13 protein-coding genes and 2 riboswitches are annotated in these 14,822 nt (G+C 29.7%); all 13 genes read left to right on the forward strand.

Going from position 1 to position 14,822, the window contains the following annotated elements; translation table 11 throughout:
* Positions 1 to 2 precede the first annotated feature (2 nt).
* Positions 3 to 701: a methyltransferase gene (locus IC219_RS09250; protein WP_227433853.1), complete on the forward strand. Its 699-nt coding sequence runs from the start codon at positions 3 to 5 to the stop codon at positions 699 to 701.
* A gap of 88 nt (positions 702 to 789) precedes the next feature.
* Positions 790 to 927: riboswitch (cobalamin riboswitch) on the forward strand.
* Positions 928 to 1,088: 161 nt separating this feature from the next.
* Positions 1,089 to 2,669 (forward strand): ABC transporter substrate-binding protein, encoded by a 1,581-nt coding sequence (locus IC219_RS09255; protein ID WP_227481949.1) that lies wholly within the window; start codon positions 1,089 to 1,091, stop codon positions 2,667 to 2,669.
* Positions 2,669 to 3,616, forward strand: a complete 948-nt coding sequence (locus IC219_RS22005) for an ABC transporter permease (RefSeq protein WP_227481950.1) — start codon at positions 2,669 to 2,671, stop codon at positions 3,614 to 3,616. Before IC219_RS09255 ends, IC219_RS22005 begins: the two co-directional genes overlap by 1 nt.
* Position 3,617: 1 nt before the next feature.
* A complete protein-coding gene (locus IC219_RS09265; protein ID WP_227481951.1) occupies positions 3,618 to 4,454 on the forward strand; it encodes an ABC transporter permease in 837 nt (278 codons plus the stop codon).
* 14 nt (positions 4,455 to 4,468) lie between these two features.
* On the forward strand, positions 4,469 to 5,419 hold the full coding sequence (locus IC219_RS09270) for an ABC transporter ATP-binding protein (RefSeq protein WP_227481952.1): 951 nt from the start codon (positions 4,469 to 4,471) through the stop codon (positions 5,417 to 5,419).
* Positions 5,403 to 6,167, forward strand: coding sequence for an ATP-binding cassette domain-containing protein (locus tag IC219_RS09275; RefSeq protein WP_227481953.1), 765 nt, complete (start codon positions 5,403 to 5,405; stop codon positions 6,165 to 6,167). The genes IC219_RS09270 and IC219_RS09275 overlap by 17 nt, the downstream gene beginning before the upstream one ends.
* A 106-nt stretch (positions 6,168 to 6,273) precedes the next feature.
* Positions 6,274 to 7,095: a class I SAM-dependent methyltransferase gene (locus tag IC219_RS09280; protein ID WP_227481954.1), complete on the forward strand. Its 822-nt coding sequence runs from the start codon at positions 6,274 to 6,276 to the stop codon at positions 7,093 to 7,095.
* Between the two features lie 119 nt (positions 7,096 to 7,214).
* Positions 7,215 to 7,394, forward strand: a riboswitch (Lysine riboswitch).
* Positions 7,395 to 7,542: 148 nt separating this feature from the next.
* Complete coding sequence (locus IC219_RS09285) at positions 7,543 to 8,934, forward strand: YfcC family protein (protein WP_227433860.1); 1,392 nt, start codon at positions 7,543 to 7,545, stop codon at positions 8,932 to 8,934.
* Between the two features lie 13 nt (positions 8,935 to 8,947).
* A complete protein-coding gene (locus IC219_RS09290; protein ID WP_227481955.1) occupies positions 8,948 to 10,135 on the forward strand; it encodes a M20 family metallopeptidase in 1,188 nt (395 codons plus the stop codon).
* A gap of 276 nt (positions 10,136 to 10,411) precedes the next feature.
* Positions 10,412 to 12,421, forward strand: a complete 2,010-nt coding sequence (locus IC219_RS09295) for a sigma 54-interacting transcriptional regulator (RefSeq protein WP_227481956.1) — start codon at positions 10,412 to 10,414, stop codon at positions 12,419 to 12,421.
* Between the two features lie 245 nt (positions 12,422 to 12,666).
* Positions 12,667 to 13,419: a gamma-glutamyl-gamma-aminobutyrate hydrolase family protein gene (locus IC219_RS09300; RefSeq protein WP_413926935.1), complete on the forward strand. Its 753-nt coding sequence runs from the start codon at positions 12,667 to 12,669 to the stop codon at positions 13,417 to 13,419.
* Between the two features lie 38 nt (positions 13,420 to 13,457).
* The gene (locus IC219_RS21695) at positions 13,458 to 14,255 is read left to right on the forward strand and encodes an APC family permease (protein ID WP_255612970.1); all 798 of its coding nucleotides are present in this window, start codon (positions 13,458 to 13,460) and stop codon (positions 14,253 to 14,255) included.
* Positions 14,203 to 14,778, forward strand: a complete 576-nt coding sequence (locus IC219_RS21700) for an amino acid permease (protein WP_255612969.1) — start codon at positions 14,203 to 14,205, stop codon at positions 14,776 to 14,778. The genes IC219_RS21695 and IC219_RS21700 overlap by 53 nt, the downstream gene beginning before the upstream one ends.
* Positions 14,779 to 14,822: the final 44 nt, after the last annotated feature.

Below are 14,822 nucleotides of genomic sequence, written 5' to 3' on the forward strand. Positions count from 1 at the left end.
ATATGAGAATGAATTGGAATGATACTACAATAAAATCTTTTGTTGATGCAAGTGAATATACTGGTTTTCACAAGATATTAGCTAAAGAAATAATTCCGTACATCAAAGATAGCCAAACTTTTTGTGATGTAGGTTGTGGATTAGGTTTAATAGATATGTATTTAAGCAAAGAACTGAAAGATATAACTTGTATTGATATAAACCAAAATGCTATAAATTATTTAGAAAAATCAATAAAAGACAATAATATAAGCAATATTAGGTGTATGGTAAAAGATTTTAAAGATATAAATACAAAATTTGATACTATACTAATTTCTTTTTTTTCATATGAGAATATAGAATTTTTTACTGGGCATTGTGATAGATTAATTGCAATTGTTAATGATAAGTCCAAAACTCATATTCCAGTATCTAAGAAAAGAATGGATGTGGTGGAAAGACATAGTTCAAAAAATTTAAAAGTATTATTAGATGAAAAGAAACTTAGATATGAATTAATACCATTAAGTCTTGAATTTGGACAGACATTTACTTGTGAAGATGACATAGTTAGGTATGCTAAGTCTTATGATGAAGGCGGAGAGTATGAAACTATATACAATCATATTATGAAAAATATAGTTAAGGGAGATAAAGTAGCTTATTACCTTCCATATGAAAAAAATATATCTGTTTTTATAATAGACTTTAATAGATAGATAATTGTAAATTTTAATTTTGCATATAGTGCTATATTTTGATTTAAGTTGACAATTTATATAAGATTGCATACAATTAAACTAAGAATTGAATAAACGTATTTAAAGAGTAGGGAAGTTGGTGAAAATCCAACACGAACCCATCACTGTAAGCATGGATAAATTCTGCATAGCCAACAGATGTTATTTAGAAAGGCTGAGAAAATGAAATGTAAGTCAGATACCTACATTAAATATTAGTAAATAAATTTAGGGGGGAGCAACTAGATTTATTGTCTTGTATATGGAATTTAGAATTTAAAGTATACATATTAAAATGGGATGTTATAGCATTATTTGCTATAACTTTTTTTATGCTCATATTTCTAAATAAGGGGGAAATGTATTATGAGGAAGATTTCAAAAGGGAAGCTGAGTAGTATAATTTTAGCAATTATGCTGATGTTATCATTGATAACAGGGTGTAGTAAACCAGAGGAAAATAATGATGTTAGTAAGATGAATAATGAAAAGGAAGTAGTTTTAGCAGCAGCTAGAGATTTGGCACCAGGTGAACAAGATGCTTATTACACAAGTTCTATACTCTATGTTTGGGAACCGTTAATAGGGTTGGGTGATGATGGAAAACCAAAGGCAGAACTTGCAGAAAAATGGTCAAATTCAGGTGATTATAAAGAATGGACATTTACAATAAAGAAGGGTGTAAAATTCCATGATGGTGTAGATTTGAATGCAGATTCAGTAGTAAAAAATTTTGAACGTTATATGAATATGAAAACGAAATCTTCACCTTTTTATTCGTTTGATATAGAAAAGACATATCCTAATTTACAAAGTGTGGATAAAGTTTCTGACTATGAAGTTAAACTTACTTTCAGTAAACCAATATCAACTTTAATATACAACATGGCTAGATTTGGAAGTGCTATGTATAGTCCAGAGTGTTTTGATGTAAAAACGGGAGACTTTACTAAGTATGCACAAGGAACTGGTCCATTTAAGATAAAAGAACGAGAAAAAGAACAATTTGTTTTGTTAGAGAGAAATCAAGACTATTATGGAGATAAAAGTAAAGTTAAAAATGTAAGAGTAAATGTAATTAAAGATGCACAAACTCGTTACACAGCACTTAAATCAGAGGAAATTATGGGTGTTATGGATTTAGGGGCTATTACTCCAGAGTTAGCTAGTGAGCTAATAAAGGATGAAAACTTTGAGATTAAAACATCTCCATCAACAATAACTCAATTTGTATCTACAAACGGTACTAGGGCACCATTTAATAATGTTAAGATAAAAGAAGCACTAAGCTTGTTGGTGGATAGAGAAACTATAGTAAATAAATTTTATGGAGGATATGGAACTCCGACTATGAATATATTGAACCAAGGTTCACCTTTTGCTAAGGAAATTAAACCTGTTTATGATGCAGAAAAAGCAAAAAAAATTATAAAGAATGAGTTAAAAGGGGAAACAAAAGAGTTAGAGTTTATAATACCATCTTATGGTGTAGACCGTTATCCATACAAAACTGTAGCAGAGTATATACAATCTGTATTAAGTGAAGTTGGATTAAACTCTAAAATAACTATACTTGATGGTGCTGCTTTTAAGGAAGCACAAAAAACAGGAAATTATGACATAGCACTTCACACTCAAGGGCTTCCAAATGCAGAACCATTTTCTATATTTGATAGTTATATGAGAAGCACAGGGTCAAGTAATATAGCTTATTCATTGGGCTATAAAAATGAAAGAGCAGATGAATTAATAGGTCAATTAGAAAAAACAATGGATTTAGATAAAAGAAGTAAAATATATGATGAGCTTCAAGATATATCAGCAGAACACCCATCAGCTATACCATTATTTGAAGATGTTAACTTAATTGCCTATAATAAAAAAATAACTGGATACAAACCTACATTATATGGGACTACATTAGCAAATATGGAGTGGAGTAAGTAGTGAAAACACCATTTAAATATTTAATTAGAAGGATATTGATGACTATCCCTATTTTGATAGGAATAACTTTTCTAGGATTTATATTAGGAGTTATAGCACCTGGTGACCCAGCAGTTGAATATTTAAGCATGGATGGTATTTCTGCTCCTACAGATGAAGAAATAGAAAGAGTTAGAGAAGAGTTAGGGTTAAATGATAATATTATAGTTCAGTATATTAATTGGACTAAAAAAGCTATGACTGGAGATTTAGGACTTTCCTATATCAAAAAGACATCTATTACAGAAGAGATATTAAGAAGGTTACCAATAACCTTCTCTTTATCTTTAATGGCTATGTTTTTTGTTATAGTGTTATCTATACCATTAGCTATAATCATGGCTTTAAAAAAGGATTCAGCGATAGATAAGATTGGCACTTTTGTATCTTTACTTATGATATCTATTCCAGGGTTTTGGTTAGCTATTATTATGTTAAGTATATTTTGTGAGAATCTTAGATGGCTACCTACGAGTGGGTATGGTACGATTAAACATTTAATAATGCCTGGATTTGTTTTAGCAGCTGGGACTATAGGAACTGTAGCAAGGTTAAATAGAGCAACTTTAATAGAAAGTATAGGACAAAACTATATAACAGTGGCAAAAGCTAAGGGTCTGTCAAATAAAATAGTTATTTTTAAGTATGCTTTTTTAAATTCATTAATGCCCATTGTAACAGTTCTGGGAAACTATTTTGGTGCTATTTTAGGAGGCTCCACAGTGGTTGAGGTTATTTTTAGTATTCCAGGTATGGGAAGTTATGTAATACAAGGAATAATGAGTAGAGATTATCCAGTGGTACAAGGATATGTGCTATTTACAGGGATTATATTTATAGTGTTTAATTTAATTGTAGACATATGTTACCTATTTCTTAATCCTAAAATGAGGGTGGGAGATAAATGAGATGGATAAATTTAAAGAAATGTTATTTATACATAAACTAGCTTTTTTAGTGCTAATAATTATGATACTTGTTGCAATGTTTGCACCAGAGTTAGCTCCATATGACCCTAATAAAGTACAAATGGATGATAGATTAATGGGAATTTCTAGAGAACATATACTTGGTACAGATACTCTAGGCAGAGATATTCTAAGTAGGATATTATATGGAGCCAGAGTATCAATATCTTTAGCTTTTTTAGCAACCTTATTAACAATGCTATTTGGTAGTTTTGTGGGTATAATAGCAGGATATTGTGGTGGGATAGTAGATACGATAATACAGTCAATTGTAAATATATTTCAAGGTCTTCCAAGTCTTAGCTTTATGATTGCCCTTGCTGGAGTTCTTGGGCCAGGTATAAAAAGTTTATTAATTGCAATAGTATTCACTTCTTGGGCTGGTTTTTCAAGAATAGTTAGAGGAGAGGTATTAAAGGTAAAAGAAGAAAAATATGTTGAAGGTGCAAGAGCACTAGGGGCTAGTCATATTTATATAATTTTGCACTATATAATTCCAAATATATTTGCTCCTTTTATAGTACTATTTGCAATAAGGGTAGGAAAAAGTGTACTTTCTATGGCATCGTTAAGTTTTTTAGGTCTAGGAATACAACCCCCACAAGCAGATTGGGGTGTTATGATAAATGATGCTAAGACTCATTTTAGAAGCTATCCAAATCTATTATTAGCACCTGGGTTTAGTATATTATTATTGTGTTGCAGTATAAATTTAATTGGAGATGCACTAAGGGATATGTTTGATGAAAAAAGCAACACTTTAAGCCAATATCTTTAGAAGGAATAAAAACTATGAATAGAGATATAAGTATAAAAGATTTAAAAATTCATTTTAATACTAAGGAAGGAAAAGTAAGAGCTGTAGATGGAATATCTAGAACCTTTCAAAGTGGTAAAATTACAGGAATTATTGGAGAAACTGGAAGTGGAAAATCGGTACTAGGACTAGGGATTTTGAACCTTGTATCTAATAACTCAACTGTTTCAGGCAGTGTCTTATATGAAGAAAAAGATTTGCTAAAAATTAAAGAAAATGAAATTAGAGAAATCAGAGGGAAAAAAATAGCGTTAATACCCCAAAATCCATCAAGTTCTTTTAATCCAATATTGAAAATAGGAAGTCATATGAATGAACTTTTTTATTATCATGGAAAAGAAAAAAAGAATTCTTGTAAGAGTAAAAGTTTGGAGATATTAAAAAAAATTTTTTTCTCAAATAGTGAGTTGGTTTATAATTCGTATGGATTTCAGTTAAGTGGAGGTATGAGTCAAAGAGCATTAGCAGCTATAGGGACAGCACTAAAACCTAACTGGGTAATTGCAGATGAACCAACTAAAGGGTTGGATGCAATAATAAGAAAGCAAGTATATGAAGTATTTTATGATTTAAGAAGTAATATGGGTGTTAGCATGATACTTATAACTCATGATTTAATGCTAGCTAAAAAGCTTTGTGATGAAGTTGTAGTTATGTATGCAGGTAAAATCATAGAAGAGGGTACAAAAAATAGTATCTTTAATAATCCACTACATCCTTATACGAGAGGTTTAATTGATTCACAGCCAAATAAAAAATTAATACCCATTGAAGGGATAGCGCCAAGTCTAACAAACTTACCAAAAGGATGTAGATTTTCTCCGAGATGCAAGGTTGCAAAAAAAACATGTATTGATTATGAACCAAGACTATTTGATGTTAATGGTTCAAAAGTGAGGTGTTTTCTTTATGATAAGAGTTTGTAACCTTTATAAGGAGTTTAAAAGCGGAATAATCAATAAAAAGATAGTTAAGGCGGTAGATGATGTATCTTTTGAAATCAAAGAGGGAAAAACCTTAGGTCTTGTAGGAGAAAGTGGATGCGGAAAATCAACTTTATCAAGGCTTATTTTAAGACTTATTAAATGTGACAGAGGTAAAATTTATTTTAATGGTAGAGATATCAGTAATTATGATTTTTCTCAAATGAGGGATTTAAGAAAAGAGATACAGATAATATTTCAACATCCAGATTCTGCCCTAAGCCCTAAAAAAACTATATATGGGAGCCTTGTGGAACCATTAAAAATTCATAAACTCTACGAAAAGAATAAAGCAAGAGAATACATAATGGAATATTTAAGTTTTGTTGGGCTTAGTGAGGAAATTTTAAATAGATACCCACATCAAGTAAGTGGAGGACAAATACAAAGAGTTGCTTTAGCTAGAGTGCTTTTATTAAATCCTAAATTTATAATATTAGATGAACCTACATCAATGCTAGATGTATCTGTGCAAGCTCAAGTTATACAGGTTTTGAAGAAAGCTCAAAAACAGTTTAATATAACCTATTTATTTATATCTCATGATATAGACTTAGTAAAAGAAGTTAGTGATGAGGTTGCAGTCATGTTAAATGGCAAGATAGTTGAAATTATAGATGCTAAGGAATTGTATAAAAGTGCAAAGCATGCTTATACCAAAGAGCTTGTTGAGAATTTCACTAATTTTTAAAATATAGTAATCAATTGTTTAATCAATATTACATTAGTAAGAGTAGTTTTTTGAGTATAGAAAATTACAAATCTCGCCCTAATATTTTTAGAAAGGAAGAGTAATTATGTACTATAAAGATATAGATTTTGAGAAAAAATGGCATGAGTATGTTGAAAGTAAAGAAGGATATGCAAGAGAAAGAGCTTTTGATGATGAAGCGGAAAGAAAGTTTTTTAAAAAATTATCTCATAAATATGATGATAGACCAACGCTTTATGATTATTCAAAAGAAGTATTTAATTTTGTAGATAAGTTAATAGATGAAGGAAAAAATCTTATAGAAATTGGTGCAGGTACCGGAAAATTTACTATTCCACTTTCTAAGAAATGTAAAGGTATAATTGCTAATGATTTTTCAATAGATATGCTTAATGTGCTTGAAGGAAAGGCTAGGGAACATAATATAACTAATATAGATACAATACAAGGAAAATGGGAAGAGATTAATGTTGGGCATAGTGATTATATTTTATCTGTGAATTCTCTTTATCGAATTTGGGATATTAAAGATGCTTTGAGTAAGATGGATAAGCTAGCTAAAGAAAAAGTGATTATAGTGAGAACTATTCAAAAACCATTATTTAATGATTTGTATATGGATTTAGGTGATAAAGATAGAACTTGTCCAGATTATATATACATTCCAAATATACTACATTCTTTAAATATATGTGCAGATATAAAGTTTATTGATGTAGAAAATGAAATTGAATTCGATAGTGTAGAGGATATACTTTTTAAAATGGAAACAGAATTAAATAAAAAGATTAACTTTAGCGATATGTTGGATAAGTATATAGATAATATAATAGAAAAAAGAGAAAACAAATATATTTTTAAACATAAAACTAAAGTTGTAATTATATACTGGAATAGTATAAGCTAGATTTGTTAATATTATCGAAGCATAGAAACTCTTCTGAAAATATTTACAATCTCGACATATTATGCTACAATTATTTAGAATAAATAAAATTTAATAAGAATTACCTCATCTAATAAAAAGATTGAGGTAGAGGTCGCATTTACTAAGATTAATATTGAAGAGGTCGGAAGCCAATGAAGCAATATAAAAGGAGTAAGTGCCGAAGTGCTAGTGTCCAAATCTAGTGCTGGGGCTGTATTTAATAAGTACAGTACTGTCATCAAAATTATCCCGAATTTTGATGGAGAGCTATCTTAACTAAGATAAAGGGAAGATGTAGGTATATTGTATTTAGCGCATTCAGCTCAACATGTATCCATGTTGAGCTTTTTTACATCTATATAAAATAGGATAGAAAAGGGAAGCAATAATAAAATATTTTAATTTTAAAAGTGGGGGAGATTAAAAATGAGCAGTTTAAAAAAGAAAAAGTTTACTATGCCACAGACACTTACTATAATATTTTTACTAATAGTAGTAATGGCAGTTCTTACTTGGATAGTACCAAGTGGAAATTTTGAAAGAGTAGATATAGATGGAAGGTCGGTTGTTGTAGCTGGAACTTATGAAAAAGCAGCATCAAATCCACAAGGAATTACTGATGTATTTACAGCACCTATAAATGGATTTATAGATGCAGCTGAAGTAGTTGGATTTGTTTTGATAGTTGGAGGAGCTTTTGGAATAGTTAACAAAACAGGAGCTATAGAAGCTGTTATAGCTCATACTGTAAATAAAATGAAGAGATTCCAATTCTTAATAATACCTATATCAATGATTCTATTTGGATTAGGTGGAACAACATTTGGAATGAGTGAAGAAACACTACCTTTTTATATGATATTTATTCCACTCATGACCAGTATGGGATATGATTCATTAACAGCAGTGGCCACAGTATTTATAGGAGCAACAGCTGGATTTGGAGCAGCTACTACTAATCCTTTCTCTGTAGGAATAGCACAAGCATTGTCACAAATAACACCAGGTTCTGGGATAGAGTTGAGAGTTGTTATGTTTATAATATATATGGCTATATCTATAGGATTTGTTATGATGTATGCCAATAAAGTTAAAAAAGACCCTAAGAAGTCTTTAGTACATGGTATATCATTGAATCAAGAATCAATGGCTAATACTGATACAAACATAAAAGAATTTACAAAAAGAGAAGCTATGGTAATAGCAATTTTCACAATAGGTATGGCAATTATGATATATGGAGTTTTAAAGCTAGGATGGTACATAACTGAAATTGCAATGATATTTACAGCTATAGGTATAATATCAGGAATAGCATCAGGGCTTAAACAAGATGACATAGTTAATTCATTTATAAGTGGAGCAGGAGATTTAATGACAGCAGGGCTATGTATAGCATTTGCACGTGGAATAGTAATAATAGCAGAAAATGGATTTATAATAGATACAATTTTAAATTCTGCCGCAAATTTATTAAATGGACTTCCAAAGACTATATTTATAAATTTAACTTTCTTAATAGAAGGTTTAATAGCATTTTTTATACCATCTGCATCAGGACTTGCATCACTTACAATACCTGTACTTGCTCCACTTGGAGATTTAGTAGATGTATCTAGACAAATGATAGTTACAGCTTATCAATTTGGTATAGGTGTAACTAACTTAATAACACCTACATCAGGTGTTTTAATGGGAGCACTAGCAGTAGCTAATATTCCTTGGTCAAAGTGGGTTAGATTTGTAATGCCTTTAATGGTAGTATTAACAATTACTGTAATGGTGTTTTTAACAATAGGATTATTTGTTGGATTCTAATAGGAGGTATATTATGATTGAAAGTATAAAGAAAAGAGCTTATGAGATAGAGAATGAACTGGGAAAAGAAATTGAAGAAGTATGTGATTTTATATTTAACAATCCAGAACTAGGAGAAGAAGAATATATATCATCAAAGTACTTGGTAGATAAAATGAAGGAATATGGATTTGATACAACTTATCCATACTGTAATATGGATACTGCTTTTAGAGCAGAACTAGGGGATAATGATGGTCCAACTATAGCATTTTTAGCTGAGTATGACGCATTGCCTGGATATGGGGAAAATAAAGAACCAGGTCATGCTTGTGGACATAACTGGATTGCTGCATCTACATTAGGAGCTTGTATAGTACTAAGTAAGTTAAAAGAAAATTTTAAAGGAAAAATTGTACTAATAGGAACACCAGCTGAAGAAACAACAGGAGGAAAGTGTGATTTAGTTAAGGCAGGAGCTTTTGATGATATTGATGTAAGTTATCAGATGCATATAGAAGCTTTTAATAACATAAACTGCAAGGCTTTGGCAATAGATTCAATAGAGTTTAGTTTTGAAGGGGTATCAGCACATGCAGCTAGCCATCCTCATATGGGTGTTAATGCATTAGATGCAGTACAACTTACTTTTGCAGGAATAAATGCACTAAGACAGCATGTAAAATCAGATGTTAGAATACATGGGATAGTTTCAAATGGAGGAGAAGCTCCAAACATAGTTCCAGAAAAAGCTGCCTGTGAATTTTTCGTAAGAGCTGCTGAAAGAAGTTATTTAGATGAAGTAACTAAAAAGGTTATAAACTGTGCAAAAGGTGCAGAGTTAATGACAGGTGCTAAACTTTCTTATAGATACTTTGAAAATTCTTTTGACAATATAATAAATAATAAGGTGCTTCAGAATATAACAAAGAATAATCTAATTGAGGCAGGTATAACAGATATATTAGAAGGAAAAGAAGGTCCAGTAGGTTCTACAGACATAGGAAACGTAAGCCAAGTTTGTCCTACTATGTATACGGAAATAGCTCTAGACATAAATCCAATGGTATATGTTCATGAAAAAGAGTTTTTAAATTATGCAAATTCTGAGGAAGCTTATGATAAACTTCACAAAGCAGTAAAGGCAATGGTAGGATGTGCATTAGAAATTTACCTAGAAGATGGGCTACTTGATGAGATTAAGAAAAATCATTTGAATTAACTTAAATTAAAAATAAGATAAAAAGGTATTACCAGAAAGTTGGTAATACCTTTTTATTTTTTGATAGGAGTCATGTTTTTGTAGATTCTATAGCTAAAGTTATATTATTTATCTAATCTTAATCATATAATAATATTTCTAGCTTAAGGTTAAATAAAAAATAAGAAATCTATCAATTTGGCATAACTTTTGCTTTATATAAGTTAAAAGATTTTGAACTATATTAGAACTATTAAAATTTTATATAATATAAACAAAAGAAAGGATAGATTTATAATGAAAACAATAGCAGTAGTAACTGATGGATTATCTAAATTAGAGTGTTTTTTAAATAAAAACCTAAAGCTGATATTTAAAGATAAAGTAATAATAAAAAACTATTATTTAAATAGAATAACAGAAGAAGAATCGATAAAAGATGACATAATATTAGTAATGATAGATGATAGAGTATTGAAAATAAAAAAATATGTAAAAGATGTCTCAAAGATAATAATTATAAATAGAACTATAAAGCAAAAGGATATATACAAGTTATTTTCATTACCAGAAGGAATAGATGTATTAGTAGTAAATGATAATAAGCACACTGTATTAGAAACAATATCTAATTTATACAATATAGGAATAAATCACTTAAATTTCATACCATATAATCCTAATGAAGAATATAGAAATATTAAGATAGCTGTAACACCAGGAGAAGCAGATTTAGTTCCAAAATATATTGAAGAAGTTATTGATTTAGGGCATAGGTATATTGATAGTTCAACATTTATTCAAATAATAGCAAAACTCAAACTGGATGATAAGGAAATTACTGAGAGGCTAATTAAGTATATAGATGAAGTGATTAGTTTATATTCAGGAATAAATACTAAATATAAAGAACTTACTATAAAAGCAGATGAATTGAATTCTATAATAAACTTATCAAATCTAGGTATGGCAATGATATCAGAGAAGGAAAATGTAATTATTTGTAATAATAGCTTGAGTGATATACTAGATATTAAAAATGATATTATAGGAAAAAATATAGATGAATTAGAGAATGAAAATATTAAAAAGATTTTTAGATTAAGTAAGGCACATGATGAAGTTATAAAGTTTAATAATAAATATTTAAATGTAAATAAGTATAATATAGAAAGTTTTGGAAGGGTGACTGGATATTATTTTTGTATTCAAGAAATAACTTACATAAGGAAATTGGAACAAAACCTATCAAAGAAGCTTAGAGAAAAGGGACAAGTTGCTAGGTATACCTTTGATGACATAAAAACAGTATCAGTAAAAATGGAAAGAACTAAAGAGCTAGGTATGAAAATAGCGGAATCTGATTATACAGTTCTTATAACTGGAGAAAGTGGAACAGGAAAAGAACTTATGGCTCAGTCTATTCATAATGCATCACCAAGGCATAGTCAGCCATTTATAGCGATAAACTGTGCAGCTATGCCAGAAAACCTACTTGAAAGTGAACTTTTTGGATATGAAGAAGGTGCTTTTACAGGTGCTTTAAGAGGAGGGAAAAAAGGTTTATTTGAGCAAGCTAATAATGGAACTATATTTTTAGATGAAATAGGAGACATGCCCATATATTTACAAAGCAAATTACTTAGAGTATTACAAGAAAATCAAGTCATGAGAGTTGGGGGGGAAAATGTAATAGACACTGATGTAAGAGTAATTGCAGCTACAAATAAAAATTTATTAGAAATGATAAAAAAAGATAGATTCAGAGCTGATTTATATTATAGGATAAATGTATTGCCTATAAACATACCACCTTTAAGAGAGAGAAAAGAAGATATAGAAGTTATGCTAAAGCATTTTATGAAAAGGAAGAGGGAAATTAGTCAAGATGTTAAAGACATTATTAATTCATATGAATGGCCAGGGAATATAAGAGAATTAAAAAATACAGCTATGTATATTAACATTATGAGTTCTGAACATGTTATTTTAATTAATGACTTACCTCATAATTTACTAAATATAACTGAAGACTATAGTAAAGAAATAAGTACATTAAAAGATAGAACATCTATAGAAAAAGTAAGATTAGTAATGGAATGCTTAAAAAATGCCAATAATCTTAATAAAAACATAGGTAGAAATGGTATTGTTAATTCAATAAATGAATTAGGTTATAGTATAACAGAAGGTGAGGTAAGGGGAATACTTAATATACTTAAAGAACTAGATTTGATAATATGTGAATCAGGTAGAAAGGGAAGTGAGTTAAATAGAAGAGGAAAAAATATATTAAATAGTATTTAATAGGTTAATAAAAAGGAAAGTATGAATGCCTATTTTGCCTATTAATTAGAATTAACACTATTCAAAAAGTCGAATTAAATAGGATTAAAATAAAATATAAATCAATAGAGTGATTTATATAACTGATTCCTTAGAAAAAGTATTTTAAAAATAAATTAGAATTTTTAAACAATTAAAATATTGGTATGCTACTTGCTCTTTAAGAGAGAAGTAGCATTTTTTATTGTTCATAAATAATTTAAGGGGTGAAGAAAGTGATTAAAAAGAAATATCCAGTAATAGGAATATCAGGAAACTTATTAATTGATGAAGGGGGGATGTTTCCTGGTTATGAAAGGGCTTATGTAAATAATGACTATATACAGTCAGTAGCTATGTGTAAAGCTATACCATATATTGTACCAATTATATATGATGATGAGATTATAAAGGAACAAGTATCAAATATAGATGGACTTATACTATCAGGAGGACAAGATGTAAATCCTCTTATATGGAAGGAGGAACCTCATAATAAGCTAGGTGCAATATCACCTAAAAGAGATGTTTTTGATATGAAGTTATTAAAGTATGCTTTAGATATGAAAAAACCAGTGTTAGGTATATGTAGAGGTGAACAAATTATAAATGTAGCTGAGGGAGGGAGTTTATATCAAGATTTATCTTTAATTGAAGGAGCTTACATAAAACATAATCAGCAACATTTATCTAATATACCTACACATACAGCACAGATAAAAGAGGGTACAAAGTTGTATGAAATATTAGGAGAACAAGAAATCCTAGTTAATAGTTTCCATCATTTAGTTGTCAATAAGGTAGCTCCAGGATATATTGTTTCAGCTACTGCTAAAGATGGTTTAATTGAAGCTATAGAAAAGGATGGGAATGAGTTTGTAATAGGCATACAATGGCATCCAGAAATGATGACTAAGGATTGTGATAATATGAAAAAAATATTTATGGCGATAGTTAAAGAAGCATCTAAAGAAAAATAATTATAACTATATTTTAAGTTGAGTTTGGAGGAATAACAATGAAAAAAAGTGTTAAGTTAGGTTTCTGGAGTATTGTATTATTAGGGATTAATGCAATAATAGGGTCAGGTATATTTGGCTTACCTGGAGATGCATATACAAGTATAGGTCCAGCGAGTATCTTAGTATTAGTTTTTTGTATGTTTTTAGCTGTCTCTATTGCTTTATGTTTTGCTGAAGCAGGGAGTTGGTTTGATACTGATGGAGGGCCGTATCTTTATGCAAAAGAGGCCTTTGGAGATTTTATTGGGTTTGAAGTTGGATTTATGAAGTGGATAGTTAGTATGATTGCTTGGGCAACTATGGCAAACTTTTTTGCAGTCACACTATCATCTATATGGCCTCAAGCAGCAGAGCCACTTATTAAAAATATAATAATTGGTATATTAGTTGGAGGGCTTGGGCTTATAAATTTTATGGGAATGAAGCAATCTAAGCATTTAAACAATATAATGACTATAGGAAAATTATTACCAATAGTTTTATTTATAGCTGTAGGTTTATTTTTTATAAAAGGCTCTAATTTTACGCCATTTATAATAATACAAAAAGGTCAAAGTACATCATCAGCTTTTGTAGCAGTATCAATAACTTTATTTTATGCTTTTACGGGGTTTGAATCTTTAGCTGTTGCAGCAAAAGATATGGAAAATCCTAAGAAAAATGTACCTAAGGCATTAGTAATGGTAATGTTTGTAGTATCAGTAATATATATGCTTATATTTGGGGATAAGTATAGGTGTATTGGGAGATGGATTAAGAGGGTCAGCGACTCCTGTTGCAGATGCTGCTATTAAAATGTTAGGTCCTATAGGTGGATATATAATTACAATAGGGACTATAGTATCTGTTGGAGGAATAAATATTGCATCATCTATATTTACACCAAGGTCTGCGGCTGCTTTGGTCGAGCAAGGATTAATGCCTAAGTCTATAAGAAAAACTAATAAAAATGGAGCTCCATATATAGCAATTATAGTTTCTGTTATAGGAACTTTATTAATAGCATGGTCAGGGTCATTTACAACACTATCTCAAATAAGTGTTGTATCTAGATTTATTCAATATATTCCTACCTGTCTAGCTGTATTAATATTAAGGAAGAAGTATGCTGGTAAAGACATAAACTTTAGGATACCTGGAGGAGCGATTATACCAATATTTGCAGTAGCTATAAGTATAGTATTATTGATAAAAGCAGGTATTGATGAACCAATGAAGATAGTTTGGGGACTAGGTGGTATGGTAATTGTAGTTCCTATATATTTCTATATGACTAATGTATATTCAAAAAAATATAATGATATTGAAGTCAAGTAATTCTTATAATTATTAGAGAATAAAATTATAAAGATTGTAATAAA

Origin of the sequence: Clostridioides sp. ES-W-0018-02 (assembly GCF_020658175.1) — a bacterium.
In the GTDB taxonomy this organism is placed as follows: Bacteria; Bacillota; Clostridia; order Peptostreptococcales; family Peptostreptococcaceae; genus Clostridioides.

Excerpts from the sequence above, each read along its gene's own strand:
- IC219_RS09250 (WP_227433853.1), top strand. The coding sequence starts at position 3 with ATGAGAATGAATTGGAATGATACTACAATAAAATCTTTTGTTGATGCA.
- IC219_RS09255 (WP_227481949.1), top strand. The coding sequence starts at position 1,089 with ATGAGGAAGATTTCAAAAGGGAAGCTGAGTAGTATAATTTTAGCAATT.
- IC219_RS09265 (WP_227481951.1), top strand. The coding sequence starts at position 3,618 with ATGGATAAATTTAAAGAAATGTTATTTATACATAAACTAGCTTTTTTA.
- IC219_RS09270 (WP_227481952.1), top strand. The coding sequence starts at position 4,469 with ATGAATAGAGATATAAGTATAAAAGATTTAAAAATTCATTTTAATACT.
- IC219_RS09275 (WP_227481953.1), top strand. The coding sequence starts at position 5,403 with ATGATAAGAGTTTGTAACCTTTATAAGGAGTTTAAAAGCGGAATAATC.
- IC219_RS09280 (WP_227481954.1), top strand. The coding sequence starts at position 6,274 with ATGTACTATAAAGATATAGATTTTGAGAAAAAATGGCATGAGTATGTT.
- IC219_RS09285 (WP_227433860.1), top strand. The coding sequence starts at position 7,543 with ATGAGCAGTTTAAAAAAGAAAAAGTTTACTATGCCACAGACACTTACT.
- IC219_RS09290 (WP_227481955.1), top strand. The coding sequence starts at position 8,948 with ATGATTGAAAGTATAAAGAAAAGAGCTTATGAGATAGAGAATGAACTG.
- IC219_RS09295 (WP_227481956.1), top strand. The coding sequence starts at position 10,412 with ATGAAAACAATAGCAGTAGTAACTGATGGATTATCTAAATTAGAGTGT.
- IC219_RS21695 (WP_255612970.1), top strand. The coding sequence starts at position 13,458 with ATGAAAAAAAGTGTTAAGTTAGGTTTCTGGAGTATTGTATTATTAGGG.